The sequence below is a fragment of the Pseudomonas sp. 478 genome (assembly GCF_003254125.1).
Classification (GTDB): domain Bacteria; phylum Pseudomonadota; class Gammaproteobacteria; order Pseudomonadales; family Pseudomonadaceae; genus Aquipseudomonas.
Genome location: NZ_QKZG01000003.1, coordinates 432,736 through 459,406 on the forward strand (window position 1 = coordinate 432,736; position 26,671 = coordinate 459,406).

General features: G+C 59.0%; 25 protein-coding genes. 12 read left to right on the top strand and 13 right to left on the bottom strand.

Annotation, left to right across the window (positions count from 1 at the left end; all coding sequences use genetic code 11):
- Positions 1-282: 282 nt before the first annotated feature.
- Positions 283-2,733, bottom strand: coding sequence for a glycogen/starch/alpha-glucan phosphorylase (locus DFS28_RS08785; RefSeq protein ID WP_111449414.1), 2,451 nt, complete (start codon positions 2,731-2,733; stop codon positions 283-285).
- Positions 2,734-2,987: 254 nt separating this feature from the next.
- Between DFS28_RS08785 and DFS28_RS08790 the strand changes: the two genes are divergently transcribed.
- Positions 2,988-3,431 (top strand): YkgJ family cysteine cluster protein, encoded by a 444-nt coding sequence (locus DFS28_RS08790; RefSeq protein ID WP_008149447.1) that lies wholly within the window; start codon positions 2,988-2,990, stop codon positions 3,429-3,431.
- 322 nt (positions 3,432-3,753) lie between these two features.
- Here the strand turns inward: DFS28_RS08790 and typA are convergent, their stop codons facing one another.
- Together typA and thiI are read right to left on the bottom strand one after the other, a co-directional pair.
- Complete coding sequence (gene typA, locus DFS28_RS08795) at positions 3,754-5,574, bottom strand: translational GTPase TypA (protein WP_033055293.1); 1,821 nt, start codon at positions 5,572-5,574, stop codon at positions 3,754-3,756.
- Between the two features lie 139 nt (positions 5,575-5,713).
- On the bottom strand, positions 5,714-7,168 hold the full coding sequence (thiI, locus tag DFS28_RS08800) for a tRNA uracil 4-sulfurtransferase ThiI (protein WP_111449415.1): 1,455 nt from the start codon (positions 7,166-7,168) through the stop codon (positions 5,714-5,716).
- A 330-nt stretch (positions 7,169-7,498) separates the two neighbouring features.
- On the opposite strand from thiI, the gene glnA reads away from it, so the two are divergent.
- The 5 genes from glnA to ntrC all read left to right on the top strand — a co-directional run bounded on the left by glnA (position 7,499) and on the right by ntrC (position 13,082).
- Entirely contained in the window at positions 7,499-8,905 is a 1,407-nt protein-coding gene (gene glnA / locus DFS28_RS08810) for a glutamate--ammonia ligase (RefSeq protein ID WP_111449417.1), read from the top strand.
- A 298-nt stretch (positions 8,906-9,203) separates the two neighbouring features.
- Entirely contained in the window at positions 9,204-9,713 is a 510-nt protein-coding gene (locus DFS28_RS08820; protein ID WP_111449418.1) for a DUF4124 domain-containing protein, read from the top strand.
- Entirely contained in the window at positions 9,710-10,333 is a 624-nt protein-coding gene (locus tag DFS28_RS08825) for a DUF4124 domain-containing protein (protein ID WP_111449419.1), read from the top strand. The genes DFS28_RS08820 and DFS28_RS08825 overlap by 4 nt, the downstream gene beginning before the upstream one ends.
- Positions 10,334-10,563: 230 nt before the next feature.
- Positions 10,564-11,649 (top strand): nitrogen regulation protein NR(II), encoded by a 1,086-nt coding sequence (gene glnL / locus DFS28_RS08830; RefSeq protein WP_010464561.1) that lies wholly within the window; start codon positions 10,564-10,566, stop codon positions 11,647-11,649.
- Complete coding sequence (ntrC, locus tag DFS28_RS08835) at positions 11,646-13,082, top strand: nitrogen regulation protein NR(I) (RefSeq protein ID WP_008149434.1); 1,437 nt, start codon at positions 11,646-11,648, stop codon at positions 13,080-13,082. Before glnL ends, ntrC begins: the two co-directional genes overlap by 4 nt.
- A gap of 611 nt (positions 13,083-13,693) precedes the next feature.
- On the opposite strand, the gene DFS28_RS08840 is transcribed toward ntrC, so the two are convergent.
- Positions 13,694-14,134 carry a hypothetical protein gene (locus DFS28_RS08840; RefSeq protein ID WP_111449420.1) on the bottom strand — a complete coding sequence of 147 codons (441 nt, stop codon included), beginning with the start codon at positions 14,132-14,134 and terminating at the stop codon, positions 13,694-13,696.
- On the opposite strand from DFS28_RS08840, the gene DFS28_RS08845 reads away from it, so the two are divergent.
- The gene (locus DFS28_RS08845; protein ID WP_007949025.1) at positions 14,133-14,588 is read left to right on the top strand and encodes a tRNA (cytidine(34)-2'-O)-methyltransferase; all 456 of its coding nucleotides are present in this window, start codon (positions 14,133-14,135) and stop codon (positions 14,586-14,588) included. The two genes, DFS28_RS08840 and DFS28_RS08845, sit on opposite strands and share 2 nt — an antisense overlap.
- Before the next feature lie 130 nt (positions 14,589-14,718).
- On the opposite strand, the gene secB is transcribed toward DFS28_RS08845, so the two are convergent.
- Genes secB through DFS28_RS08860 form a run of 3 tightly spaced genes read right to left on the bottom strand, consistent with a single transcriptional unit; the run spans position 14,719 to position 15,915 of the window.
- Entirely contained in the window at positions 14,719-15,204 is a 486-nt protein-coding gene (gene secB, locus DFS28_RS08850) for a protein-export chaperone SecB (protein WP_007897410.1), read from the bottom strand.
- A 41-nt stretch (positions 15,205-15,245) separates the two neighbouring features.
- Entirely contained in the window at positions 15,246-15,500 is a 255-nt protein-coding gene (gene grxC, locus DFS28_RS08855; protein ID WP_008149430.1) for a glutaredoxin 3, read from the bottom strand.
- A 1-nt stretch (position 15,501) separates the two neighbouring features.
- The gene (locus DFS28_RS08860) at positions 15,502-15,915 is read right to left on the bottom strand and encodes a rhodanese-like domain-containing protein (protein ID WP_111449421.1); all 414 of its coding nucleotides are present in this window, start codon (positions 15,913-15,915) and stop codon (positions 15,502-15,504) included.
- 153 nt (positions 15,916-16,068) lie between these two features.
- Here DFS28_RS08860 and gpmI point away from each other — a divergent pair, with 153 nt between their 5' ends.
- The 5 genes from gpmI to DFS28_RS08890 all read left to right on the top strand — a co-directional run bounded on the left by gpmI (position 16,069) and on the right by DFS28_RS08890 (position 22,636).
- A complete protein-coding gene (gpmI, locus tag DFS28_RS08865) occupies positions 16,069-17,598 on the top strand; it encodes a 2,3-bisphosphoglycerate-independent phosphoglycerate mutase (protein WP_111449422.1) in 1,530 nt (509 codons plus the stop codon).
- Between the two features lie 246 nt (positions 17,599-17,844).
- Positions 17,845-19,143 carry a murein hydrolase activator EnvC gene (locus tag DFS28_RS08875; RefSeq protein WP_056745475.1) on the top strand — a complete coding sequence of 433 codons (1,299 nt, stop codon included), beginning with the start codon at positions 17,845-17,847 and terminating at the stop codon, positions 19,141-19,143.
- Positions 19,144-19,177: 34 nt separating this feature from the next.
- Entirely contained in the window at positions 19,178-20,497 is a 1,320-nt protein-coding gene (locus tag DFS28_RS08880) for a S41 family peptidase (RefSeq protein ID WP_111449423.1), read from the top strand.
- A 1-nt stretch (position 20,498) separates the two neighbouring features.
- Positions 20,499-21,296: a divergent polysaccharide deacetylase family protein gene (locus DFS28_RS08885; RefSeq protein ID WP_111449424.1), complete on the top strand. Its 798-nt coding sequence runs from the start codon at positions 20,499-20,501 to the stop codon at positions 21,294-21,296.
- A gap of 104 nt (positions 21,297-21,400) precedes the next feature.
- Positions 21,401-22,636 (top strand): serine protease, encoded by a 1,236-nt coding sequence (locus tag DFS28_RS08890; RefSeq protein ID WP_111449425.1) that lies wholly within the window; start codon positions 21,401-21,403, stop codon positions 22,634-22,636.
- 3 nt (positions 22,637-22,639) lie between these two features.
- On the opposite strand, the gene DFS28_RS08895 is transcribed toward DFS28_RS08890, so the two are convergent.
- From DFS28_RS08895 to hisB, 6 genes are all read right to left on the bottom strand, one after another.
- Positions 22,640-23,395, bottom strand: a complete 756-nt coding sequence (locus tag DFS28_RS08895) for an ABC transporter substrate-binding protein (protein WP_111449426.1) — start codon at positions 23,393-23,395, stop codon at positions 22,640-22,642.
- Positions 23,396-23,468: 73 nt separating this feature from the next.
- On the bottom strand, positions 23,469-24,239 hold the full coding sequence (hisF, locus tag DFS28_RS08900; RefSeq protein ID WP_084318197.1) for an imidazole glycerol phosphate synthase subunit HisF: 771 nt from the start codon (positions 24,237-24,239) through the stop codon (positions 23,469-23,471).
- Positions 24,240-24,248: 9 nt separating this feature from the next.
- Positions 24,249-24,986, bottom strand: a complete 738-nt coding sequence (hisA, locus tag DFS28_RS08905) for a 1-(5-phosphoribosyl)-5-[(5-phosphoribosylamino)methylideneamino]imidazole-4-carboxamide isomerase (protein WP_007897434.1) — start codon at positions 24,984-24,986, stop codon at positions 24,249-24,251.
- Between the two features lie 42 nt (positions 24,987-25,028).
- Positions 25,029-25,286 (bottom strand): DUF2164 domain-containing protein, encoded by a 258-nt coding sequence (locus tag DFS28_RS08910; RefSeq protein ID WP_008024930.1) that lies wholly within the window; start codon positions 25,284-25,286, stop codon positions 25,029-25,031.
- On the bottom strand, positions 25,287-25,925 hold the full coding sequence (gene hisH / locus DFS28_RS08915; RefSeq protein ID WP_111449427.1) for an imidazole glycerol phosphate synthase subunit HisH: 639 nt from the start codon (positions 25,923-25,925) through the stop codon (positions 25,287-25,289). It lies immediately after the preceding gene.
- Positions 25,925-26,518: an imidazoleglycerol-phosphate dehydratase HisB gene (hisB, locus tag DFS28_RS08920; RefSeq protein ID WP_003218037.1), complete on the bottom strand. Its 594-nt coding sequence runs from the start codon at positions 26,516-26,518 to the stop codon at positions 25,925-25,927. Before hisB ends, hisH begins: the two co-directional genes overlap by 1 nt.
- Positions 26,519-26,671: the final 153 nt, after the last annotated feature.

Genomic DNA, 26,671 nt, shown 5'->3' on the forward strand with positions numbered 1-26,671 from the left:
ATCCCTAAGCGGCCCCGCTGCGGGGCGAATCCGGGCGATACAGCGTCTGGTTCAGTCTAGTGACCAGTCACCCGGAATCCAGTGTGAGAGCAGATTGCATCTGCACCACAAATCCAATGTGGGAGCGGGCTTGCTCGCGAAAGCGGTTGGTCAGTCAACATGAATGCTGAATGATCAACCGCTTTCGCGAGCAAGCCCGCTCCCACAAAGGGTCAAGTTGGCGCTTAGTATATCGGCCAGGCCCAACAACCGTCGGGCCTTGCTCGCAATTATTGCTAAAAGTTACTCCAAAGCTTTCCAGATATCCGTGGCGTACTCGCGAATGGTCCGGTCGGACGAGAACCAGCCCATCCTGGAGGTGCTCAGCACTGCCGAACGCCACCATGCTTGAGAATCGTGCCAATGGGCTTCTACCCGCATCTGCGCTTCCCAATAGGAGTCGAAATCGGCGCAGACCAGGAAGCGATCGTAGTCGATCAGCGAATCGATCAATCCTGTGTAACGGGAAGGATCATCCGGCGAGAACACCCCGCCGCGTATCGCTTGCAAGACGTCATTAAGCCGATGGGAGGCCGCAATATCAGGCGTCGCATTGAACTCATGGTTCTGCTTGCGCGCTTCAACCTGCTGAGCGCTGAGGCCGAAGATAAACATGTGTTCGACGCCGATGCGTTCGCACATTTCCACGTTGGCCCCGTCCAGGGTGCCGATGGTCAGCGCGCCGTTGAGGCCGAACTTCATATTGCTGGTGCCCGAAGCCTCGAAGCCTGCGGTGGAAATCTGCTCCGACAAATCCGCTGCCGGGATGATGCTTTCCGCCAGACTGACGTTGTAGTTGGGCAAGAACACCACTTTGAGCAAACCGCGCACCGTCGGGTCGTTGTTTACCACCCGGGCGATGTCGTTGGTCAGTTTGATGATCAGCTTGGCCTGGTGATAACTGGCCGCCGCCTTGCCGGCGAAGATCTTCACCCGCGGCACCCAATCGACTTCCGGCTCGGCGCGAATCGCCTGATACAGCGCAACGGTGTGCAACAGGTTGAGCAGCTGCCGTTTGTATTCGTGGATCCGTTTGACCTGCACGTCGAACATCGCGGCCGGGTTGACCGCGACCCCCAACCGTTCGTGAATGATGTACGCCAGGGCTTTTTTGCTGTGCAGGCGCTGCTCGGCGAAAGCCTTGCGGAACGCGGCTTTCTCGGCGAATGGCTCCAGGCCGAGCAAACGCTCTTCGGCGTTGTCCAGCAGATCCGGGCCGAGGGCGTCGACCATCATCGAGGTCAACTCCGGGTTGGCCTGGTAGAGCCAGCGGCGGAAGGTGATGCCGTTGGTCTTGTTGTTGATCCGGTCCGGGTAGATTTTGTGCAGTTCGGAGAACACGGTTTTGCGCATCAGCTGCGTGTGCAGCCCGGACACGCCGTTGACGCTGTGGGAACCAAGGAACGCCAGGTTGCCCATGCGCACGCGGCGGCCGTTGTCTTCTTCGATCAGCGACACCGCGCGCAGGACCTCGAAGTCATGGATACCCTTGGCCCGCAGCGAATCGATGTGCTGGGCGTTGATCAGGTAAATGATCTGCATGTGCCGCGGCAGCATCCGCTCCATCAAACCGACCGGCCAGGTTTCCAGCGCTTCCGGCAGCAGCGTGTGGTTGGTGTAGGACAGCGTATCGACGGTGACTTGCCACGCGGCATCCCACGCGACGTCGTAAACGTCGACCAGCTGACGCATCAGCTCGGCCACGGCAATCGAGGGGTGGGTGTCGTTGAGCTGGATCGCGGCATGATCGCCCAGGGTCAGGACCGAGGTGTGCATGTTGCGATGGCGGCGCAGCAAGTCCTGCAAGGACGCGGCGACGAAGAAATACTCCTGACGCAGGCGCAGCTCCTGGCCCGCTTCGGTACTGTCCGCCGGGTAGAGCACCCGGGAAATGCTTTCGGCCCGGGCGACTTCTGCCACGGCGCCCAAGTGGTCGCCGGCGTTGAAGCGTTCCAGGTGCAAATCTTCCATGGCCCGGGCGCGCCACAGGCGCAGCGTGTTGACGCTCGCCCCGCGCCAGCCGACGACCGGCGTGTCATAAGCAATGGCGCGAACGGTTTCCGCTGGCGCCCAGACTTGCTTGGACTTGCCGGTTTCGTCGGTGACGGTTTCGACACTGCCGCCGAAACCGATCGGGTAAACGACCTCTGGCCGTTCGAACTCCCAAGGGTTACCGAAATCCAGCCAGTGTTCGGTCTGCTCCTGTTGCCAGCCGTCGACGATGGCCTGGCGGAACAAGCCGTGTTCGTAACGAATGCCGTAACCGTGGCCGGCAATGCCGAGGGTCGACATGCTTTCCATGAAGCACGCGGCCAGACGACCGAGGCCGCCGTTGCCCAGCGCGGCGTCGGGCTCCAGCAGACGGATGCGCTCGAGGTCGACGCCGAGTTCAGTCATGGCCTCGCGGGCGACGTCCAGCAGGCCAAGGTTGCTCAGGCTGTCATAGAGCAGACGGCCGATCAGAAATTCGAGGGAGAGGTAATAAACCCGCTTTTGACCTTTGCGGTAGATCTGCCGGGTGTGATCCATCCAGTGCTCGACCATGTGATCGCGCGCCGCCAGGGCAATGGCTTCGAACCAGTCGTGGTCGAAGGCGTGATCCGGGTCTTTGCCCACCGCGTAGGTGAGTTTGGTCAAGACGGCGTCGCGAAATGCGGCCACCTCTGCTTCGCGAACAAGTGGTTCTTGAGTCATTGATAGGACCTCGAGCGAGCGTGGAGTAGTTGAGCCTAGACGGTCTGACAGGCCGTTGGAACTCTGGTTCGGCAGTTTTTCCCGTTAGTGTGAGATAGATCGACATTACCTTGCCGCGCACCGGAAAGAATGCAGGGGCCGTGCCGGGTTACAGGTGTTATTGGGCGGAATACGAAAAAATCTGGCGAAAGGTTGTTCAAAAATCCACCAGTCCCGGTATGATCGCGCGCCCTGATGCACGCTGGTAACAACCGATGATGAAGTCCAACCTGATCGCCGCCGCGGAGATCGATCGCCTCGACACCTGGGCCAAGTACTCCGCCCCGATGTGTGGTTCGTGCGTTTCCAGCTGCTGCACCCTGCCGGTCGAGGTCAAGATCAAGGATCTGATCCGTATCGGCATCGTCGATGAATTCGAGCGCGGCGAGCCGCCGAAGAACATCGCCAAGCGTCTGCAGAAGGAAGGGATCGTCGAGCGTTACAACCAGAAGTCCGAGATCTTCACCCTTCAGCGCATGAGCAACAACGATTGCCTGTACCTGGATCGTAAGAGCCGTCTGTGCACTATTTATGAAAAGCGCCCGGATACTTGCCGCAACCACCCGAAAATCGGGCCGCGGCCGGGGTATTGCGCGTATAAGCCCAAAGAAGTGGCGCGCGAGACCAGCGAGAGCCGCCGCACCCTCGAAAAGTTCTGATCGAGGCTAAGGGCCGATTCTGCGTCGTTCTTGAGCCCCCCCTCACCCCAGCCCTCTCCCCAGTGGGGAGAGGGGGAAAGGGAGCAGATCTTCAAGCTTTTCAAACCTGAGTTCGACTCGATATTTCAGGTCGATGTATCTCGAAAGAACAACTTGGTCAGTCCCCTCTACCCCTTGGGGAGAGGGTTAGGGTGAGGGGGCGATCCCAAGTCATCCCAAGATTCTGAAAACTCCACCATCAATTTCCCCTTCCCCAAACAAACAAAAACGCCCCCGACCTTGCGGTCGGGGGCGTTTTTTTAGCAGCTAACTAAGTCGAAACTCAGTTACCGGCTTTCTTGGCAGCGCGGGTACGCTCGCTTTCGCCCAGGATCTTCTTACGAAGACGGATGGACTTAGGAGTGACTTCGCACAGTTCGTCTTCTTGCACGAACTCAAGCGCTTGTTCCAGGGTGAAACGGATAGGCGGAACCAGAGCGATGGTTTCGTCTTTACCCGAGGCACGCATGTTGTCGAGCTTCTTGCCTTTGGTTGGGTTAACGCCCAGGTCGTTGTCGCGGCTGTTGATGCCGACGATTTGACCTTCGTACACGTCTTCACCGTGACCCAGGAACAGTTTGCCGCGAGCTTGCAGGGTTTCCAGCGAGTAAGTCAGCGCCTTACCGGTAGCAACCGAAACCAGCACGCCGTTCTGACGGCCGGACATGTCGCCGGACTTCATCACGTCGTAACGGTCGAAGATCGAGGTCAGGATGCCTGCACCGGAGGTCAGGGTCAGGAACTCGTTACGGAAACCGATCAAGCCACGAGCCGGGATGTTGTACTCAAGGCGCACACGGCCCTTGCCATCCGGAACCATGTTGGTCAGGTCGCCTTTACGGATACCGATCTGTTCCATGATCGAACCTTGCGATTCTTCTGGCAGGTCGATGGTCACGTTTTCGTACGGTTCGTGCTTGACGCCGTCAACCATGCGGATGATCACTTCCGGACGACCAACACCCATTTCGAAGCCTTCGCGACGCATGGTTTCGATCAGTACCGAGAGGTGCAGCTCACCACGGCCGGAGACTTTGAACTTGTCGGCGGTGTCGCCTTCTTCAACGCGCAGGGCAACGTTGTAGAGCAGTTCTTTGTCCAGACGCTCTTTGATGTTACGGCTGGTGACGAACTTGCCTTCACGACCGCAGAACGGCGAGTCGTTAACCTGGAAGGTCATGGAAACGGTTGGTTCGTCAACGGTCAGCGGCTTCATCGCTTCGACGTTCAGTGGGTCGCACAGAGTGTCGGAGATGAACAGCTGGTCGAAGCCGCTGATGCAGACGATGTCGCCGGCAGCTGCTTCGTCAACGTCGATACGGTGCAGACCGTGGTGACCCATCAGCTTCAGGATACGACCGTTACGGCGCTTGCCGTCGGCGTCGATAGCCACAACTTGAGTGTTCGGCTTGACGCGACCACGGGCGATACGGCCAACGCCGATAACACCCAGGAAGCTGTTGTAGTCCAGTGCCGAGATTTGCATCTGGAACGGACCGTCACGGTCAACTTTTGGAGCCGGTACGTGGTCAATGATCGCCTGGTACAGCGGGGTCATGTCTTCAGCCATGTCGGTGTGTTCCAGACCGGCAATGCCGTTCAGGGCCGAGGCGTAGACGACTTTGAAGTCCAGCTGTTCTTCGGTAGCACCCAGGTTGTCGAACAGGTCGAAGATCTGGTCCAGAACCCAGTCCGGACGCGCGCCTGGACGGTCAACCTTGTTGATGACCACGATTGGACGCAGGCCGGCTTCGAAAGCCTTCTTGGTCACGAAACGGGTTTGCGGCATAGGGCCGTCTTGAGCGTCAACCAGCAGCAGAACGGAGTCAACCATCGACATTACGCGTTCAACTTCGCCGCCGAAGTCGGCGTGGCCCGGGGTGTCCACAATGTTGATGTGGTGGCCGTTCCAGTTGATGGCGGTGTTTTTCGCCAGAATGGTAATACCGCGCTCTTTCTCCTGGTCGTTGGAGTCCATCACGCGCTCGTCGTTGAGCTCGTTGCGCTCCAGGGTGCCGGATTGACGCAAGAGTTTGTCTACCAGGGTGGTCTTACCATGGTCAACGTGAGCAATGATGGCGATGTTGCGTAGATTTTCGATCACTTGTGTATCTCGATCAGAGGATTCGGTGTGCTGACAAGTCTTGGCAGCGATTTACAGTAGAGTCAGGCCTTGCCGTTACAGCTTGACGGCAGAGTCGGGGGGCCGGTGACGCAGGCCACAGGCGTACAGCCCCGGGCTCTTAGCTCGGTCGATAAACGCGCACATTGGCATGCCCCTCACTGAGCAAATGGTGGGCATGCAGGCGACTCATCACGCCTTTGTCGCAATACAGCAGGTACTGGCGAGTAGGGTCCAGTTCCTTGAAACGAGCGTTCAATGCATAAAACGGCATCGTTTGTACCTCAATGCCAACGAGGCTCAGCGGGTCGTCTTCAGCGGCATCCGGATGACGGATGTCGATGACGATCTGACCAGCCAGCGCTTCACTGACTTCTTCGATCTGCAAGTCCTGGCCCAATTCGTCGATCACGCGATCGATCGGCACCAGTTTGGCGTTCTCGAGCGCACGCTCAAGTACTGCCATGTCGAACTGTTGTTCTTCGTACTCCACGCGTGGACGCTTGGCGTGGGTCTTGGGGTTCACCGAGATGACCCCGCAGTATTCCGGCATGTGCTTGGCGAAGTCGGCAGTCCCGATTTCGTTGGCCAGGTCGATGATGTCCTGCTTGTGACTGGCGATCAGCGGACGCAAGACCAGCTTGTCGGTCACGCAGTCGATCACGGACAGGTTCGGCAGCGTCTGGCTCGACACCTGGGAAATCGCTTCGCCGGTGACCAGCGCTTCGATCTCCAGCCGATCGGCAATACGGGAAGCAGCGCGCAACATCATACGCTTCAAAACTACGCCCATATGACTGTTATCGACTTTCCCGAGAATTTCTCCCAGTACTTCCTCGAAAGGCACACTCACAAATAACACGCGTTGGGAGCTGCCGTACTTCTTCCAGATGAAGTGCGCGACTTCCATAACGCCCAGTTCATGGGCTCGTCCGCCCAGATTGAAGAAGCAGAAATGGCTCATCAGGCCGCGGCGCATGATCTGGTAAGCAGCAACTGTGGAATCGAAGCCGCCGGACATCAGCACAAGTGTCTGTTCCAGGGCACCCAGCGGATAACCGCCGATGCTGTTGTGCTGGTTGTGGATCACGAACAACCGTTTGTCGCGAATTTCGAGGCGTACTTCGATTTCCGGCTCTTTCAGCGAAATTCCGGCGGCGCCGCACTGACGACGCAGTTGGCTGCCGACGTATTTCTCGACGTCCATCGAACTGAATTCATGCTTGCCGGCACGCTTGCAGCGCACCGAAAAAATCTTCCCGGCCAACGCATCACCAAAGTGCTGCTTGCACTTGGCGACGATGTCGTCGAAGTCACCCAGCGGGTATTCGTCGACTTGCAGGAAATGCGCGATGCCCGGCATGCAGCTCAGGCGCTCGGTCATCTCCTTCAAGGCTTTGGGCTCGCTGACGCGGGTTTCCAGCTCGAGATTGTCCCACACACCGTTCACCACCACAGCCGGGTCCAGGTCGCGGAGCACGGTACGGATGTTTTTGGCCAACTGGCGGATGAAACGCATCCGTACCGGGCGGCTCTTGATGGTGATCTCGGGAAAGACTTTTACGATTAGTTTCATGAAAACAGCGCGCGCTGGGCCAGCCGAAAAAGGGGGGCGCGGATTATAGCGGAAATTGCTCAAGGTTTAACCAGTTAATGTGCAGAAGGTTTTTCGCGCACCAAAACAGGTCATTTACCGAATTTGACGCTACATTACGGGGCGCTATTTCCAGCTTTGCTGCGCTTTGCACCTTTATAAGCGTGAAATTGGGGCAAAAAACCCATGGTGGGGCACTGGCATGCAATTTGCTCCCTTGTGAGGCAGGTTGCCTTGGCAGAGTATTCGCGCCGGCATCACCCACATTCTAAGGGCATCCACTACTAAGCCCGAAGCCACCCGGAGGACACTATGTCGAAGTCGGTTCAACTCATCAAAGATCATGACGTCAAGTGGATTGATCTGCGCTTCACGGACACCAAAGGCACTCAGCACCACGTGACCATGCCGGCTCGCGACGCGCTGGATGAAGCTTTCTTCGAAGAAGGCAAAATGTTCGACGGTTCCTCCATCGCTGGCTGGAAAGGCATCGAAGCCTCCGACATGATCCTGATGCCGGACGACAGCACTGCCGTTCTCGACCCGTTCACCGAAGAGCCAACCCTGATCCTGGTTTGCGACGTGATCGAGCCTTCGACCATGCAAGGCTACGACCGTGACCCACGTGCGATCGCCAAGCGTGCCGAGGAATACCTGAAGTCGACCGGTATCGGCGACACCGTATTTGTGGGTCCAGAGCCTGAATTCTTCATCTTCGACGAAGTGAAGTTCAAGTCCGACATCTCCGGTTCCATGTTCAAGATCTACTCCGAACAAGGTTCGTGGATGTCCGACCAGGACGTGGAAGGCGGCAACAAAGGCCACCGTCCAGGCGTCAAAGGCGGCTACTTCCCGGTTCCTCCGTTCGACCACGACCACGAAATCCGTACCTCCATGTGCAACGCTATGGAAGAAATGGGCCTGGTCATCGAAGTTCACCACCACGAAGTGGCGACTGCCGGCCAGAACGAAATCGGTGTGAAGTTCAACACCCTGGTTGCCAAGGCTGACGAAGTTCAGACCCTGAAGTACTGCGTACACAACGTTGCTGATGCATACGGCCGCACCGCGACCTTCATGCCTAAGCCTCTGTACGGCGACAACGGTTCGGGTATGCACGTTCACCTGTCCATCGCCAAAGATGGCAAGAACACCTTCGCTGGCGAAGGCTATGCCGGCCTGTCCGACACCGCCCTGTTCTTCATCGGCGGCATCATCAAGCACGGTAAAGCGCTGAACGGCTTCACCAACCCGTCGACCAACTCCTACAAGCGTCTGGTCCCAGGTTTCGAAGCTCCGGTAATGCTGGCCTACTCGGCTCGTAACCGTTCCGCTTCGATCCGTATTCCTTACGTGTCCAGCCCTCGCGCTCGCCGTATTGAAGCCCGCTTCCCGGATCCAGCAGCTAACCCGTACCTGGGCTTCGCTGCACTGTTGATGGCCGGCCTGGACGGTATCCAGAACAAGATCCACCCTGGCGATGCTGCTGACAAAAACCTGTATGACCTGCCGCCTGAAGAGGCGAAAGAGATCCCACAAGTTTGCGGCAGCCTGAAAGAAGCCCTGGAAGAGCTGGACAAAGGTCGTGCGTTCCTGACCAAAGGCGGCGTATTTAGCGACGACTTCATCGACGCTTACATCGCTCTGAAAAGCGAAGAAGAAATCAAAGTACGTACCTTCGTACACCCACTGGAATACGAGCTGTACTACAGCTGCTGATCCGGTAGCGCCTGCGCAAGCGGCGTGACAAAAAAAAGGCCTCCTTCGGAGGCCTTTTTTGTGGGCACGATTCAGCAGTCAATGAAGAAACCTGTGGGAGCGGGCTTGCTCGCGAATGCGGTCTGTCAGCTTGCATTGATGGCGACTGACACTCCACTTTCGCGAGCAAGCCCGCTCCCACAGGGGGTTTATGGTGTTTGGAGGATTGCGTTAAATCATGCCCAAATGTTTTCAACTTGGGTCAACCGCCGCCCCTGACCTATGCTGCAAGCCAACGCCTTCGCTTCCGGTCAATTTTATGGGTCGTGGTTTTCTACTGATGCTGCTGTTGATCGCCCTGCCCGCCGCCGCGCAGATCTACAAGTACACCGACGCCGACGGCAACACCGCCTACAGCAATCAACCGCCCGATGGCGTGAAAGCTCAGCCGGTCGAGTTGCCACCGCTGAACAGGGTTGAGCCCCAAGCCCCTTCTGCGCCACCTGTCGAAGCCACCAGCCGTGAACAGCCGCTTAGCGCTTACGAGGTGCTGGAACTGACCAACTTGCCCACCACCGAAGCGCTGCGTGCCAACAACGGCACCTTCACCGTCAACGTGCTGATCAAACCCCGCCTGCAAGGCCCCCATTTGTTCAGGCTGTTGCTGGACGATCAACCTTACGGCCAGCCGAGCAACGTGCCGATCCTGCAACTGGTCAATATTGATCGCGGCACACACAGCCTCGCGGTGCAGGTGATCGACGGGGAAAACATCGTTCAACAAAGTCCCGCCGTGACGTTCACCGTACAACGGGTGCACAAGCCGTGAGGCTGTGGCTGCTGATCACCTGCCTGATCGCCCTGCCGGTGACAGCGGAGGTGTTCACCTACGTCGACGCCCAGGGCAATCGGGTCTACACCGACCAGCCAGGCTCCGGCAACGCCAAGCGTGTGCCGATGGCAACGAGCAATCGCATGTCCGCCAACCCTGGCGGCGCAGCACCGGCGATGGCTGGAAAGAAGGCCGAAGCAAAACCACTGTTTCACTACGACATGCTGAGAGTACTGGTGCCGGAGCCAGATGCCACGGTGCGCAGCAATGCTGGCGAGATTATTGTCAGCGTCACCAGCGAACCCGGCCTGCAGCGAGGCCATCGCTACCAACTGCTACTCGACGGCCAACCCACCGCAGCGCCCGGCCTGAGCCCGGTATTCGCCCTGAGCAACATCGATCGCGGCAGCCATAACCTCTCGGTGGAAATCCTCGACGAGCAGGGCCGCACGGTCGAGCGCACCGCCAACCAGCCGTTTCACATGCTGCGCATCTCCCTCGCGCAGAAGCGCCAGGTCAAACCCTGCGCCCTCACCGATTACGGCCAACGGCCGGAATGCCCGCTCAAAGACAAACCCGTAGTAGAAGAAAAAAATCCCTTCCTGCGCTTCTTCTAACGCCGTTCAGGTTTGCGCACTATATTGGTGCAATTGGTTGCACCGTACCCATATACCAACCCATTTTGGTTCGAAAGTACCCGTCAAAGCTGGCAGAACGCCACGCAAACGAGCGTCAAACGCCCGTTTCAGGCCTTAAACGCTTCTTTTCGGAGCCTTGGTTTGGTTTTTGCATTTTCCTCGTATCAGCGCTTTATTCATGCGCGCGCCCTGCTCCAAAAGAGGTCCTGATGACCATTAGCGACGCACTGCATCGATTGCTACTCGACAACCTGACCACCGCCACCATTCTGCTCGATGCCGAACTGCGCCTCGAGTACATGAACCCGGCGGCGGAGATGCTCCTGGCCATCAGCGGTCAGCGTAGCCATGGGCAGTTCATCAGTGAGTTGTTCACCGAATCCACCGAGGCGCTGAACTCCCTGCGCCAGGCGGTCGAGCAGGCACATCCGTTCACCAAACGCGAAGCGATGCTCACCGCCCTCACCGGCCAGACACTGACCGTCGACTACGCGGTAACGCCCATCCTGGCCAACGGCGCCACCATGTTGCTGCTGGAAGTCCACCCCCGTGACCGCTTGCTGCGAATCACCAAGGAAGAGGCGCAGCTGTCGAAACAGGAAACCAGCAAGATGCTGGTGCGCGGCCTCGCTCACGAGATCAAGAATCCTCTCGGAGGGATTCGCGGCGCGGCGCAATTGCTCGCCCGCGAACTGCCGGAAGAAAGCCTGCGCGACTACACCAACGTGATCATTGAAGAGGCCGACCGCCTGCGCAATCTGGTCGATCGCATGCTCGGTTCCAATAAGCTGCCGTCACTGGCGATGTGCAATGTCCACGAAGTGCTGGAACGCGTTTGTCATCTGGTGGAGGCCGAAAGCCAGGGCTGCATCACTTTGGTGCGCGACTACGACCCAAGCATTCCCGACGTGTTGATCGACCGCGAACAGATGATTCAGGCCGTGCTGAACATCGTGCGCAATGCGATGCAGGCCATCAGCAGCCAGAACGAACTGCGCCTTGGCCGCATCAGCCTGCGCACCCGCGCCATGCGTCAGTTCACCATCGGCCACGTGCGCCATCGCCTGGTGACCAAGATCGAAATCATCGACAACGGCCCGGGCATTCCCGCGGACTTGCAGGAAACCATCTTCTTTCCCATGGTCAGCGGCCGTCCGGACGGTACCGGGCTGGGCCTGGCCATTACCCAGAACATCATCAGCCAGCACCAGGGCCTGATCGAATGTGACAGCCATCCAGGCCACACCACCTTCTCGATCTTTCTGCCACTGGAACAAGGAGCCACATCGACATGAGCCGTAGTGAAACCGTGTGGATCGTCGATGACGACCGTTCTATCCGTTGGGTCCTGGAAAAAGCCTTGCAGCAAGAAGGCATGACCACGCAAAGCTTCGACAGCGCCGATGGCGTGATGAGTCGCCTGGCGCGCCAGCAGCCAGACGTGATCATCTCCGACATTCGCATGCCGGGTGCCAGCGGTCTGGACCTTCTGGCGCGGATTCGCGAACAACACCCACGGCTGCCGGTCATTATCATGACCGCTCACTCCGATCTGGACAGCGCTGTCGCGTCCTATCAGGGCGGCGCGTTTGAATACCTGCCAAAACCGTTCGACGTTGACGAAGCGGTGTCGCTGGTCAAACGCGCGAACCAGCACGCCCAGGAACAGCAAGGCCTGGAAGTCCCGGTTGCCTTGACCCGCACGCCGGAAATCATCGGTGAAGCGCCGGCAATGCAGGAAGTGTTTCGCGCCATCGGGCGCTTGAGCCACTCCAACATCACTGTGCTGATCAACGGCGAATCCGGTACCGGTAAAGAGTTGGTGGCACACGCGCTGCACCGTCACAGTCCGCGTGCGGCTTCGCCGTTCATTGCGCTGAACATGGCGGCGATCCCCAAAGACCTGATGGAATCCGAGCTGTTCGGCCATGAGAAAGGCGCGTTCACCGGCGCGGCCAACCTGCGTCGCGGGCGTTTTGAACAGGCTGACGGCGGCACGCTGTTCCTCGATGAAATCGGCGACATGCCGGCAGACACCCAGACTCGTTTGCTGCGGGTGTTGGCGGACGGCGAGTTCTACCGCGTCGGCGGTCATGTGCCAGTGAAGGTCGATGTGCGAATCATCGCCGCGACTCACCAGAATCTGGAAACCCTGGTGCATGCCGGGAAATTCCGTGAGGACTTGTTCCACCGCCTCAACGTGATTCGCATCCACATTCCACGGTTGTCGGACCGTCGCGAAGACATCCCGACCCTGGCCAAGCACTTCCTCAGCCGTGCCGCGCAAGAACTGGCGGTGGAGCCGAAGCTGCTGAAAAGCGAAACCGAGGAATACCTGAAGAACCTGCCGTGGGGCGGCAACGTGCGTCAGCTGGAGAACACCTGCCGCTGGATCACGGTGATGGCTTCGGGTCGCGAAGTGCACATCAGCGACCTGCCGCCGGAGCTGCTGAACCTGCCGCAGGATTCGGCGCCGGTGACCAACTGGGAGCAAGCGCTGCGCCAGTGGGCCGATCAGGCGTTGGCTCGTGGCCAGTCGAGCCTGCTCGACAGCGCCGTGCCGGCGTTCGAGCGGATCATGATCGAAACCGCCCTCAAACACACCGCCGGCCGCCGCCGCGATGCCGCCGTTTTGCTGGGCTGGGGGCGTAATACCCTGACGCGCAAGATCAAGGAGTTGGGGATGAAGGTTGATGGTGGGGATGATGATGAGGGGGATGAAGGCTAGCAGCCTTTAGTTTTCTGCTGACTGTCAGAACCAATCGCGAGCAGGCACGCACACAGATGTTGTGCAAGAGCATCATTTTTTGGTCAACATCGAACCAATGTGGGAGCGGGCTTGCTCGCGAAAGCGGTGTATCAGGCGACATTAATGTCGACTGACACGGCCTCTTTCGCGAGCAAGCCCGCTCCCACATTTAGAGCTCCGTGCACCGCGTCAATGCACCGTGAACCGCAATCGCGCACGACAATCGACCCAAAACCCCGCCTTCATCTGCAAGAAAACCCCTATCGAAAAAACACGAAAGCCCCGAAATACGGGGCTTTCGACGTTTCAGCGCGACATTCTGTTTCAACTTGTTAAAACCTGGCACGCCCCCTGCAATAGTCCATTCAGTGATTCAGTTCACTACCCAGTTTCGGGGACCTTGGTACAGGCAGGCCGGGGATTCCCCTCTTTACACCGGGCTCACACCGCACAAGCGACGAGCCCAAGCAGTTTTGGGGCCCTTGATACAGGCAGGTCAGGGGTTCCTTCTTTACACCGGGCTCACGTCGCAATGCGCGAGCCCTGCCGTTTTGGGGACCTTGGTACAGGCAGGCCGGGGATTCCCTCTTTTATTGCTCTCGGAGATGGATCTCCAGCCGCCAGCGGTCATCGACCTCGCTACCGGCCCACTCGCCCTGCAGTGGCCGGGCCGCCACCACCGTCAGCAACAACCCCCCATCACTCAAACGCACGCGCCAGTTCACGCTCTTGTCGTTGATTTTGAGCTGACCTTTCTGTGCCTTTCCTTCAGCTTCGAACAGCAACGCGAGGCTACCGTCGACGAACTCGCCGTGAGCCTTGGGTTCGTTGTTGAACCACACCACCAGCCCATCGCTCGTGACCTCGACCTGCTGCAATTCGCTGGGGTCGGGAGTGGTCAGGCGACCGATCATCAGTCCCACCATCACCCCGACAATCGCCAGCGAAGCCATCACTCGCGGGAATAGCTTCGAACGCGGGTCAGCTTCAGGCGTAGAATGCCGCTCATCTTTACCTTCGGAGCCGTGCATGTTTCACGTCATCCTTTTCCAACCAGAAATTCCGCCGAATACCGGCAACGTTATCAGGCTGTGCGCCAACAGTGGCTGCCACCTGCATTTGATCGAACCGCTGGGCTTCGAGATGGACGACAAGCGTCTGCGCCGGGCCGGCCTCGATTACCACGAGTATGCCACCCTGCAGCGCCACGCAGACCTCGCCAGCTGTCTGGAGAGCCTCGGTCATCCTCGGCTGTTCGCCTTTACCACCAAGGGCTCGCGGCCGTTCCACGATGCCAGCTTCGCCGAGGGCGATGCGTTCCTGTTCGGCCCGGAAAGCCGTGGTTTGCCGGCAGAAGTACTCGATGCCCTGCCCGGCGAACAGCGCCTGCGCCTGCCGATGCGTGAAGGCTGCCGCAGCCTGAACCTGTCGAACACCGTGGCGGTCGCCGTATACGAAGGCTGGCGCCAGCTCGGCTTTAAATAACACCGCATAACAAATGTGGGAGCGGGCTTGCTCGCGAAGAGGTCATAACATTCAACATCATCGTTGTCTGTTACACCGCTTTCGCGAGCAAGCCCGCTCCCACATTGGACTTGCTTTGACTCAGGACCGCTTACTGAACGGTTGGAGTCTCGCCAGCCGCCTGCATGCGTTGCAGCTCTTGTGCGTACAGCGCGTCGAAGTTCACCGGAGCCAGCATCAGCGCCGGGAACGAACCGCGGGTGACCAGGCTGTCCAGGGTCTCGCGAGCATACGGGAACAGGATGTTCGGGCAGAACGCGCCGAGGGTGTGGCTCATCGAAGCGTCGTCGAGGTTCTTGATCAGGAAAATCCCGGCCTGTTGCACTTCGGCAATGAACGCCACTTCTTCACCGTTTTTCACGGTAACGGACAAAGTCAGTACGACTTCGTGGAAGTCGCCTTCCAGAGCCTTTTGACGGGTGTTCAGATCCAGACCGACGCTCGGTTCCCACTGCTGGCGGAAGATTGCCGGGCTTTTCGGTGCTTCGAAGGACAAGTCACGTACGTAGATGCGCTGCAAGGAGAATTGCGGTGCGGTTTCTTCTTCGCTAGCTGCAGTGTTCTGTTGGTCAGTCATCTCAGATCCTTTCTGATCTTGGGGTCTTATAGGGAAGGCATTCAGGCCTTGAGCATGGCGTCGAGCTTGCCAGCGCGCTCAAGGGCGAACAAATCATCACAACCACCCACATGGGTGCTGCCGATCCAGATCTGCGGCACGGACGTACGTCCGGCCTTCTGAGCCATGGCGGCACGCACCTGCGGCTTGCCATCGACCTTGATCTCTTCGAAGGCCACGCCTTTGTTCTCGAGCAGGTACTTGGCTCGCGAACAGTAAGGGCAGTAATCGCTGGAATAGACGACGACGTTGCTCATATCACTTCACCAGCGGCAGGTTGTCGCCTTTCCAGCTGGAAATACCGCCGGAAAGCTTGGCGGCGGTGAAGCCGGACTTCATCAGTTCGCGGGCATGCGTGCCAGCAGTCTGGCCCATGGCGTCGACCAGGATAATGGTCTTGGCCTTGTGCTTTTCCAGTTCGCCAACGCGAGCGGTCAGTTTGTCGTGAGGAATATTCACCGCGCCAACAATGTGACCGGCGGCGAAGTCCTTGGTCGAACGAATGTCGATCACAATGCCCGCGTCCTTGTTGACCAGCCCGGTCAGTTCACCGGTGCTCAGGCTGCGGCCGCCGCCTTGCATCTGATAGGCCAAAAGCAAGGCCGCCAGTACGACGAAGATACCCACGAGAATGTAGTGGTTGGTGGCGAATTGGATCAGATGTTCAACCATCGAAGGAAGTTCCAGGGCGTTAAAATGTCGGCCAGTATACACAGCCACTATGGTGGGCCAAACCCCGTCCGGCGGTGACGTGGCCGGAACTTCGCTTTAAACTGCCACTCCCTTTTCCATCGCCCTCTTTTAACTCAGCCACGAGTGGAATCCATGACTACCACGCCTAAACCTTTGGTCCTGATTATTCTCGACGGCTTCGGTCACAGTGAGAGCCCTGAATCCAACGCCATCTTTGCGGCGAAGAAGCCCGTACTGGACCGCCTGTGGGCCACCGTGCCGAACGGCCTGATCTCGGGCAGCGGCATGGACGTCGGCCTGCCGGATGGCCAGATGGGCAACTCCGAAGTCGGCCACATGAACCTCGGCGCCGGCCGCGTGGTGTATCAGGACTTCACGCGCGTCACCAAATCGATCCGCGACGGCGAGTTCTTCGAGAACCCGACCATCTGCGCCGCTGTCGATAAAGCCGTCGCTGCCGGCAAAGCCGTGCATTTCATGGGCCTGTTGTCCGATGGCGGCGTTCACAGCCACCAGGATCACCTGGTTGCCATGGCCGAACTGGCTTTCAAGCGCGGCGCTGAAAAAATTTATCTGCACGCTTTCCTTGATGGTCGCGACACGCCGCCGAAAAGCGCTCAGTCGTCCATCGAACTGCTGGATGCAGCCTTCCAGGCCCTCGGCAAAGGCCGGATCGCCAGCATTATTGGCCGTTACTTCGCCATGGACCGCGACAACCGTTGGGACCGCGTGTCCCAGGCTTACAACCTGATTGTCGATGGCAACGGCGAATTCAACGCCGCCACTGCTCAGGAAGGCCTGCAAGCCGCGTACGAACGCGGCGAGAGTGACGAATTCGTCAAAGCCACCAGCATCGGTGAGCCGGTGAAAGTCGAAGACGGCGACGCCGTGGTGTTCATGAACTTCCGCGCTGACCGCGCCCGCGAACTGACCCGCGTGTTCGTCGAAGACGATTTCAAGGAGTTCGAACGTGCCCGCCAGCCAAAACTGGCCGGCTTTGTCATGCTGACTCAGTACGCCGCCAGCATTCCTGCGCCATCGGCCTTCGCTGCAGGCAGCCTGGACAACGTGCTGGGCGACTACCTGGCGAAAAACGGCAAGACCCAGCTGCGCATTGCCGAAACCGAGAAGTATGCCCACGTGACCTTCTTCTTCTCAGGCGGCCGCGAAGAACCGTTCCCGGGCGAAGAACGCATCCTGATCCCGTCGCCAAAAGTCGCCACTTATGACTTGCAGCCCGAGATGAGCGCCCCGGAAGTCACCGACCGCATCGTCGACGCCATCGAAAACCAGCGTTACGACGTGATCGTGGTCAACTACGCCAACGGCGACATGGTCGGCCACAGCGGCGTGTTCGACGCAGCGGTAAAAGCCGTTGAATGCCTCGACCTGTGCGTCGGCCGCATCGTTAATGCCCTGGAAAAAGTCGGTGGTGAAGCCCTGATTACTGCCGACCACGGCAACGTCGAGCAGATGTCCGATGAAACCACCGGCCAGGCGCATACCGCCCACACCACCGAGCCGGTGCCGTTCATCTATGTCGGCAAGCGTGACTTCAAGGTTCGCGACGGCGGCGTGCTGGCGGATGTGGCACCGACCATGCTGATGTTGATGGGCCTGGAAAAGCCGGCGGAAATGACCGGGACTTCGATTCTGGTGTAACCCGCCCCTTCAAACACCACCAAAACCCTGTGGGAGCGGGCTTGCTCGCGAATGCGGTGTATCAGTCGACATCAACGTTGCCTGACACACCGCATTCGCGAACAAGTCGAATCGTCGCACCGCCGCTCCCACATTGGTTTTCGGTGTTTTTCTGTCCGGTTATCACACAACCCCAATTGGGCGTTTTTTTTGCAGCGCTTGGCGGGCATACTAGGCCCGTCCCTTTCCCTGGTGTCGCCCGCCTCTATGCTTCGCGTCCTGATAGCCCTTGCTCTGACATGCCTGCTCCAACCGGCCTTTGCTGACGAGCGCGCGCAAACCCAACAACAGTTGGACGCCACGCGTCAGGACATTGCCGAGCTGAAAAAGCTGCTGGGCAAGCTCCAGGAAGAAAAGTCCGGTGTGCAGAAAGACCTCAAAGGCACCGAAACCGAGATGGGCAAGCTCGAGAAGCAGGTCGATGCCCTGCAAAAAGAGCTGAAGAAAAGCGAATCCGAGCTGCAGCGACTCGATGCCGAGAAAAAAAAACTCCAGAGCGCGCGCATTGAACAGCAGCGACTGATCGCCATTCAGGCCCGCGCGGCCTATCAGAACGGTCGTCAGGAGTACTTGAAGCTGTTGCTCAACCAGCAGAACCCGGAAAAATTCGCCCGCACCCTCACCTATTACGACTACCTGAGCCAGGCCCGCCTGGAGCAGCTGAAGAATTTCAACGAAACCCTGCGCCAACTGGCCAATGTCGAAAAAGACATCGCCATGCAACAGGCGCAATTGCTGGTGCAGAAAAGCAGCCTCGACAGCCAGCGTGATGAACTCGACAAAGTCCGCAAGGAGCGCCAGCAAGTCCTGGCCAAGCTCAGCGACGACGTGAAGGCCCGGGATCAGAAGCTGGCAGCCCGCGAGCAGGATCAGGCAGACCTGTCTAAAGTCCTTAAAACCATTGAAGAAACCCTGGCCCGTCAGGCCCGAGAGGCAGAAGAAGCGCGGCAAAAAGCGCTGATCGCCCAGCAGGAAGCCGAAAAAAAGCGTTTACGTGAGGCTCAGGCTGCAGCAGATGCTGACGCCACTGATGCCCCACGCAAACCCGTTAAATCGACACCCGGCGCCCTGGTATCAAGTTCAGGTGAGACCTTCGGCGGTCCCTTTGCTTCAAGTCGGGGAAAACTTCCCTGGCCAGTCGATGGTCGACTGCTGGCACGCTTTGGCGAAACCCGTGGCGACGACGCCCGCACCAAGTGGGACGGCGTGATGATCAGCGCCTCCGCCGGCAGCCAGGTGCATGCCGTGCATGGCGGTCGCGTGGTGTTCGCCGACTGGTTGCGAGGCGCCGGGCTGCTGGTGATTCTCGACCACGGCAACGGTTTTTTGAGTCTTTATGGTCACAACCAGACACTGCTCAAGTCTGCGGGTGACGTGGTAAAAGCCGGTGAGTCCATCTCCACTGTGGGTAGCAGTGGCGGGCAGGACACGCCAGCGCTGTATTTCGCTATTCGTCAGCAGGGTCACCCTAGTGATCCAGCGCAATGGTGCCGCGCGCAAGGATAGGCGTTGAGTCACCTACATTAGGAGTTCGTTCGACATGCTGCATTTGTCCCGCCTTACCTCGCTGGCCCTGACGATCGCCCTGGTGATCGGCGCGCCTCTGGCGTTTGCCGCTCAACCTGCTCCGGCGGTCGCGCCTGCGGGCACTGCTGCGACCACCAAGGCGCCGTTGCCTCTGGAAGAGTTGCGCACCTTTGCCGAGGTCATGGATCGGATCAAGGCAGCCTATGTCGAGCCGGTGGACGACAAGACCCTGCTGGAAAACGCCATCAAAGGCATGCTCAGCAACCTCGACCCGCACTCCGCCTACCTGGGCCCGGAAGACTTCGCTGAATTGCAGGAAAGCACCAGCGGCGAATTCGGCGGCCTGGGCATCGAAGTCGGTGCCGAAGACGGTTTCATCAAGGTGGTTTCGCCGATCGATGATACCCCAGCCTCCAAGGCTGGCATTCAGGCCGGCGACTTCATCGTCAAGATCAACGGCCAGCCGACCCGCGGCCAGAGCATGACCGAAGCCGTGGACAAGATGCGCGGCAAGATCGGCCAGAAAATCACCCTGACCCTGGTGCGCGACGGCGGTGCGCCATTCGACGTGACCCTGGCCCGCGCCATCATTCAAGTGAAGAGCGTGAAGAGCCAGTTGCTGGAGTCCGGCTACGGCTACATCCGCATCACCCAGTTCCAGGTCAAGACCGGCGACGAAGTCTCCAAGGCCCTGGCCAAGCTGCGCAAGGACAACGGCAAGAAGCTCAAAGGCATCATCCTCGATCTGCGTAACAACCCCGGCGGCGTGCTGCAAGCAGCGGTGGAAGTGGTCGACCACTTCATCACCAAGGGCCTGATCGTTTACACCAAGGGCCGTATCGCCAACTCCGAACTGCGCTTCTCCGCCACCGGCAAGGACGAAAGCGAAGCCGTGCCAATGGTCGCGCTGATCAATGGCGGCAGCGCCTCGGCCTCGGAAATTGTCGCCGGTGCCTTGCAGGATCAGAAACGCGCGGTGGTCATGGGCACCACCAGTTTCGGCAAAGGCTCGGTACAAACCGTGCTGCCGCTGAACAACGAACGCGCACTGAAGATCACCACGGCGCTGTATTACACGCCGAACGGCCGCTCGATCCAGGCTCAGGGCATCGTCCCGGACATCGAAGTGCGCAAGGCCAAGATCACCAACGAGCAGGACGGCGAGTACTTCAAGGAAGCCGATCTGCAAGGTCACTTGGGCAATGGCAACGGCGGCGCCGACAAACCGACCAGCTCCAGCGGCAAAGCCAAGGCAATGCCGCAGGATGACGACTACCAATTGGCCCAGGCCCTGAGCCTGCTCAAAGGGTTGAGCATCACCTCCGGCCGCTGAGATGCGCCTGCGGTTATTACTCGGTCTGCTGTGTTGTCTGGCGGGTGTCGCTCACGCGGCGCCTGCCACAACAGCGGCCACACCTCAAAAAGCTTATCTAAGCCTGATCATCGATGACCTGGGGCAAAACCTGCCCCGGGATCGCCGCGTGCTGGCCCTGCCCGGCCCGGTCACCGCGGCGATCATGCCGGACACGCCCCACGCCACCGAATTCGCCCGCGAGGCCCATCGCGCTGGCAAGATTGTCATCCTGCACATGCCCATGGACCCGGCCACTGGCCCGTTCGCCTGGCACCCTGATTTGCCCATCGACGAACTTGAGAAACGCCTGAACGCAGCGTTCAAGGTCGTGCCCTACACCGCAGGCATCAACAACCACATGGGCAGCCGCATGACCGTTCAGCCGGCTGCCATGGCTTGGTTGATGGCGGACTTGCAACGTCGACACAAGTTCTTCGTCGACAGCCGCACCAGTGCGCAAACCGTGGCGGCCGCCGAGGCGCAGAAGATTGGTCTGGCAAGTGTTTCGCGGGATGTGTTTCTGGACGACGAGCCCACTGAAGCCGCGATATTTACTCAGCTGCAGACGGCAATCAGCCTGGCGCACAAGCAGGGTTCTGCGGTGATGATCGGGCATCCGTATCCGCAGACATTAGCGGTGCTTGAACGTGAATTGCCCAAGCTCAAGGCTCAGGGCATTGACTGGATCGACATCAAACAGATGGTCAGTGTGCGCGGCAATCGTGCCACGGCAGCGCATGGCAAGGATGGCCAATACCGCCTCCCGACCGCCCGGTAATTCCTCGCAGCCCACTCCATTTCGCGATAACTATTTATACCTGCCGGTACAGCGCCCCGTGCCACGATAGCGCTCACCCTGAATTTCATCCCCAAGGAATGGACATGAAATACCTCAGCTTCTTTTGCTGCGCCGGCCTGTTTGGTCTGCTGGCTATTTCCGCAGTGCAGGCCCGCGATTTGGGCGAAGGCGCCATCAACGATTCACCGTCAAGGGCGCTGCAAAACAGCGACCATTTTTATGAAATCTGGAGCGGCGTGGGACGACTCAGTCTTCAATCGGGCGGGAGTTGCAGCGCCGTCTTGCTGGATACGCGAAACAGGCAAGGCCGAGCCACCGGCCCTGCTTATCTGCTCACCGCCGGTCATTGCGTGCTTTTTCAGTACGGTTCGGCGCGGACCGATCTGCCTTTGGAAGCCAGCGTCACCTTCCACTACTTTCATGACATGCCACAGCGTAAGCGCCAATACGCCATCCGAACTGCCCGATGGAGCAGTCTGGTCGGGACCGATCTTGCAGTACTGGAGGTCGACGCAACATTGGCGTCGTTGATACGGGCCGGGGTCAACCCGCTCAAGCTGGCGTCCCATCAAACCTACGAGAGTCAGGATGCGCTTAACGTTGGCGCGCCGGGCGGCTTTACCGAACACGGGCTTCGATTGAGCGCTTGTGCTGAACAAACCGCCGGAACGTTCATCGATCAGCCCGGGGTGTTCCCTTTGGCTATGAAAAACAGCTGCGATCTTCACGCGGGCAGCTCCGGTAGCCCGATGCTGAACCGCCGCACCAATGAAATCACCGGCATCGTCAGTAAAGTCGCGATCTCGCGCAATACCCCAGCGCCGCCCGAGTGTGAGCACTCGACGTCTTGCACAGCTGCCCGTTTCAACTACGGCTACTCTGCCAACTTTCTACACCACTGCTTTATTGACGGCGTCTTTACCAGCGATGGGGCGAACTGTTCGTTGGAGCCAGTCGAGCTGACTGTCACGGAGCCCTGGAAGCTCAAGTCAAACGTGTATAAAACGCGGAATGCGAATGGGCAGATCGTACTGCCTGCCTGGGATTTCAGGTTTTCGCTCGGGGCACCCTTCTATCGCTACAAAACGGTCCATAACGCCAGGGACTGCAAAGCGCCCGACAATTACAGCGCCGCCATCAACGCTGTAGACGCTTATATCAATAGTGAAATCGGACCACAAAGCGGCGCACATGCACTCTGTATTATCGGCGTCGTCTCAGGGGAGCAGCCGCTGACAAGGGCGATGTTGAATAACGTATTTACCAGTGCCGTGTACTTGAGCGCGACACCGGCGCCGTCTCAGGCTGTATCGAAATGAGCGCTACAGATACTTCGCCATGATGTCGTCCACCACGCCTTCCTTGCGTAGCTGATCCAGCGCGGATTGCAGCTTGGCCACGACCTCATCCGGCACGTCCTTGTTCAACGCCAGATACAACTCGGCGCTGTTGAAGCGCAGCACAGTCTTGAGCCCGTTCACGCCGTCCTGGCGCGCCAGATAGCGGCCTGCCGGGTCACCCGTGGCCCACAGGTCGATCTGGCCGTTGACCAGTTTTTTGGCGTTGTCTTGATCGCGCAGCACAACGATCGGTTTCAATCCTTGCTTGGCCAGCGTCTCGGCAATCGCATCGCCCTTGTAGGCGCCGATCTTGTACTTGCGCGCCTGATCCAGCGTCTCGAGCGTGATCTTGCTGTCCGCATTGGCCAGCATGATCCAGTCGTCCGGACCAATCGGGCCGACCCACTTGAAGAGTTTCTCGCGGTCCGGCAAACGCGCCATCACGAACACGCCATAACCGGGTTTTTCCAGGGCGAGTTTGTAGATTCGCTCCCAAGGGAAACGCAGCGTCAGGCTGTAAGGGATGTCGGCACGTTTGAACATCTCACGGACAATGTCCACGGCAATGCCGTTGATGTTCTCGTCCTGAGCGAAGTTCTTGCCGTTCTTCGCCATGTTGTACGGCGGGAAGTTTTCCGTCAGCAACACCAGACCGGTGCCGGGATTTTCTGCGGCGTGAACTCCGTTGATGAACAACAGAGAAGCACTGGCGAGGACAAGAAGAAGGCGTTTAAGCATGTCGGGCTACCGAGATCCATGGCGTACCCAAGAGTGCCCTGAGCCCGCCATGCTGTCCACTGGCCTGTACTGTTTAACGCATCACGATGCCGCGATGAGCCATGTAGGCCTTGGCTTCCTGCACGGTGTATTCGCCGAAGTGGAAAATACTCGCCGCCAGCACCGCGCTGGCGTGGCCTTCGAGGATGCCGTCGGCCAAGTGCTGCAGGTTGCCGACACCGCCGGACGCGATGACCGGAATCCCCAACGCATCGCTGATGGCGCGGGTGACGCCCAGGTCGAAGCCGTTTTTCATGCCGTCCTGGTCCATGCTGGTCAGCAGGATTTCACCGGCACCGAGACCTTCCATCTTCTTCGCCCACTCAACGGCGTCGAGACCGGTTGGCTTGCGACCACCGTGGGTGAAGATTTCCCAGCGCGGGATTTCGCCCGGACCGGAAACCTTCTTGGCGTCGATGGCGACGACAATGCACTGCGAGCCGAAATGCTGAGCCGCTTCGCCGACGAATTCCGGGTTGAACACCGCAGCGGTGTTGATCGAAACCTTGTCCGCGCCGGCATTCAACAAGTTGCGAATGTCCTGCACGGTACGCACACCGCCGCCCACGGTCAGCGGGATGAACACCTGGCTGGCCATGCGTTCGACGGTATGCAGCGTGGTATCGCGGCCATCGACGCTGGCGGTGATGTCGAGAAAGGTAATCTCGTCGGCACCTTGCTCGTCGTAGCGACGGGCGATTTCCACCGGGTCGCCGGCGTCGCGAATGTTCTCGAACTTGACGCCCTTGACCACCCGGCCGTTATCCACGTCCAGGCAAGGGATGATGCGTTTGGCCAGCGCCATGGTCAGTCCTCAGCCTTTGTACGAATCGCAGAAAGCTTGCGCTTCAGCGACATCGAGGGTGCCTTCGTAAATCGCCCGGCCGGTGATGGCGCCGATGATGCCTGGCGCCTTGGCGTCGAGCAGCGACTTGATGTCACCCAGATTGTGGATACCGCCGGAAGCGATCACCGGAATCTTCGTCGCAGCGGCCAGGGCGGCGGTGTACGAAACGTTGCAGCCCTGCATCATGCCGTCTTTGGCGATGTCGGTATAAACGATCGCGGATACGCCGTCGGCTTCGAATTGCTTGGCCAGGTCGATCACCTGAATAGTGCTGATTTCAGCCCAGCCGTCAGTGGCGACAAAACCGTCTTTGGCATCCAGACCGACGATCACCTTGCCCGGGAACGCGCGGCAGGCCTCAGCAACGAAAGCCGGATCTTTCACGGCTTTGGTGCCGATGATCACGTAGCTCACGCCCGCTTTGACGTAGTGTTCGATGGTTTCCAGGGAGCGGATACCGCCGCCGATCTGGATCGGCAGGTTCGGGTAGCGCTTGGCGATGGCGGTGACCACTTCGCCGTTGACCGGCTGGCCTTCGAAGGCGCCGTTCAGGTCGACCAGATGCAGACGGCGGCAACCGCCTTCCACCCACTTGGCAGCCATGCTCACCGGGTCATCGGAGAACACCGTGGAATCTTCCATGCGGCCCTGGCGCAGACGAACACAGGCACCGTCTTTAAGATCGATAGCGGGAATAATCAGCATCTGGCAAACCTTCAAATTCGATTGTTCAGCTTCGCTCGAAAATCAGTTTTTCTCGAGCGCCCACAGGTCGCTTTCGATGCTTTCGAACCTCTCTTTGAGGTGCGTCTGCACATCGAAAATCGCCCTGTTGTAATAGTGCGGCGCAATTTCACGGGTAAACAGCTCAAGGATTTCAGCCGCTTCGAACGAACCCAGGTCCAGCTCGAAGCGGTCTTCCATGAAGCGTTTGATCTTGTGATTGGCCTCGTTCTCCTGTTCAGGAGTGAGGGTCAGGATCGGCGGCTTCTTCTTGACGGCCATTTACCAGCGACCATCCCACGCGGCGAAGTTCTGCAGCAATTGCAGGCCATGGGTATGGCTCTTCTCCGGGTGGAACTGCACCGCGAACCGCGAGCCATCGGCCAGCGCTGCAGCGAAATCGACACCGTAGTGACCGCCACCCACCACTTGCCGCGGGTTGCCGGCAGCAATGTAGTAGCTGTGCACGAAGTAAAAACGCGCCAGGTCCGGAATGTTGTGCCACAGCGGATGTGTGACCGTCTGCTTCACTTCGTTCCAGCCCATGTGCGGGACTTTCAGGTGTTCGCCATCTTCGTGCAAATCCTTGCCGAAGAACTTCACCTGACCCGGGAACAGGCCGATGCAGTCGACGCCGTCGTTCTCTTCACTGTTGTCGAGCAAGGCTTGCATGCCGACGCAGATGCCGAGGAACGGGCGGTCCTGGCTGACTTCGCGCACCAGCGAATCGAAGCCCAGGCGACGGATCTCCGCCATGCAGTCGCGAATCGCGCCGACGCCGGGGAAAACCACCCGGTCGGCTTCGCGAATCACAGCGGCATCGCTGGTGATCAGGACCTTGCCGGCACCCACGTGCTCGAGTGCCTTGGCCACCGAGTGCAGGTTGCCCATGCCGTAATCGATAACCGCAACCGTCTGCATTACAGAACGCCTTTGGTCGACGGCATCTGACCGGCCATGCGGTCATCCAGCTCTACAGCCATGCGCAGGGCGCGGCCGAAAGCCTTGAACACGGTTTCGATCTGGTGGTGAGTGTTGGTGCCGCGCAGGTTGTCGATGTGCAGGCTGACGAGCGCGTGGTTGACGAAGCCCTGGAAGAATTCCTGGAACAGGTCAACGTCGAAGCCGCCAACGGTGGCACGGGTGTAGGGAACGTGCATCTGCAGGCCAGGGCGGCCGGAGAAGTCGATCACCACGCGCGACAGCGCTTCATCGAGCGGCACGTAGGCGTGGCCGTAGCGACGGATGCCTTTCTTGTCGCCGATGGCTTTGGCAAAGGCCTGCCCCAGAGTGATACCGACGTCTTCCACCGTGTGGTGGTCGTCGATATGCAGGTCGCCCTTGCTGACAATATCCAGGTCGATCAGCCCGTGACGGGCGATCTGGTCCAGCATGTGCTCAAGAAAAGGAACACCGATATCAAATCGGGCCTTTCCGGTGCCATCCAGGTTAATCGAGGCTTTGATCTGGGTTTCCAGAGTGTCGCGCTCGACTGACGCCTTACGTTCGGCCATCACCAGCTCCGCAAAATCATTGGGCGAAAAAAGGCAATCATTATAGGGGCGCGGGCGCCAAACAGAAACACGATACGTGATATCCCTGACGGGCTGAACCCGGTGCTGTCGAGGATAGACATGTCCATACAACTCATTTCGGACACTCCAAAA

Excerpts from the sequence above, each read along its gene's own strand:
- DFS28_RS08860 (WP_111449421.1), bottom strand. The coding sequence starts at position 15,915 with ATGGTTGAACATCTGATCCAATTCGCCACCAACCACTACATTCTCGTG.
- glnL (WP_010464561.1), top strand. The coding sequence starts at position 10,564 with ATGACCATTAGCGACGCACTGCATCGATTGCTACTCGACAACCTGACC.
- DFS28_RS08790 (WP_008149447.1), top strand. The coding sequence starts at position 2,988 with ATGATGAAGTCCAACCTGATCGCCGCCGCGGAGATCGATCGCCTCGAC.
- hisH (WP_111449427.1), bottom strand. The coding sequence starts at position 25,925 with ATGCAGACGGTTGCGGTTATCGATTACGGCATGGGCAACCTGCACTCG.
- grxC (WP_008149430.1), bottom strand. The coding sequence starts at position 15,500 with ATGAGCAACGTCGTCGTCTATTCCAGCGATTACTGCCCTTACTGTTCG.
- DFS28_RS08845 (WP_007949025.1), top strand. The coding sequence starts at position 14,133 with ATGTTTCACGTCATCCTTTTCCAACCAGAAATTCCGCCGAATACCGGC.
- DFS28_RS08840 (WP_111449420.1), bottom strand. The coding sequence starts at position 14,134 with ATGCACGGCTCCGAAGGTAAAGATGAGCGGCATTCTACGCCTGAAGCT.
- ntrC (WP_008149434.1), top strand. The coding sequence starts at position 11,646 with ATGAGCCGTAGTGAAACCGTGTGGATCGTCGATGACGACCGTTCTATC.
- glnA (WP_111449417.1), top strand. The coding sequence starts at position 7,499 with ATGTCGAAGTCGGTTCAACTCATCAAAGATCATGACGTCAAGTGGATT.
- DFS28_RS08885 (WP_111449424.1), top strand. The coding sequence starts at position 20,499 with ATGCGCCTGCGGTTATTACTCGGTCTGCTGTGTTGTCTGGCGGGTGTC.
- DFS28_RS08785 (WP_111449414.1), bottom strand. The coding sequence starts at position 2,733 with ATGACTCAAGAACCACTTGTTCGCGAAGCAGAGGTGGCCGCATTTCGC.
- DFS28_RS08875 (WP_056745475.1), top strand. The coding sequence starts at position 17,845 with ATGCTTCGCGTCCTGATAGCCCTTGCTCTGACATGCCTGCTCCAACCG.
- DFS28_RS08890 (WP_111449425.1), top strand. The coding sequence starts at position 21,401 with ATGAAATACCTCAGCTTCTTTTGCTGCGCCGGCCTGTTTGGTCTGCTG.
- DFS28_RS08880 (WP_111449423.1), top strand. The coding sequence starts at position 19,178 with ATGCTGCATTTGTCCCGCCTTACCTCGCTGGCCCTGACGATCGCCCTG.
- thiI (WP_111449415.1), bottom strand. The coding sequence starts at position 7,168 with ATGAAACTAATCGTAAAAGTCTTTCCCGAGATCACCATCAAGAGCCGC.
- hisB (WP_003218037.1), bottom strand. The coding sequence starts at position 26,518 with ATGGCCGAACGTAAGGCGTCAGTCGAGCGCGACACTCTGGAAACCCAG.
- DFS28_RS08820 (WP_111449418.1), top strand. The coding sequence starts at position 9,204 with ATGGGTCGTGGTTTTCTACTGATGCTGCTGTTGATCGCCCTGCCCGCC.
- gpmI (WP_111449422.1), top strand. The coding sequence starts at position 16,069 with ATGACTACCACGCCTAAACCTTTGGTCCTGATTATTCTCGACGGCTTC.
- hisA (WP_007897434.1), bottom strand. The coding sequence starts at position 24,986 with ATGCTGATTATTCCCGCTATCGATCTTAAAGACGGTGCCTGTGTTCGT.
- DFS28_RS08910 (WP_008024930.1), bottom strand. The coding sequence starts at position 25,286 with ATGGCCGTCAAGAAGAAGCCGCCGATCCTGACCCTCACTCCTGAACAG.
- secB (WP_007897410.1), bottom strand. The coding sequence starts at position 15,204 with ATGACTGACCAACAGAACACTGCAGCTAGCGAAGAAGAAACCGCACCG.
- hisF (WP_084318197.1), bottom strand. The coding sequence starts at position 24,239 with ATGGCGCTGGCCAAACGCATCATCCCTTGCCTGGACGTGGATAACGGC.
- DFS28_RS08895 (WP_111449426.1), bottom strand. The coding sequence starts at position 23,395 with ATGCTTAAACGCCTTCTTCTTGTCCTCGCCAGTGCTTCTCTGTTGTTC.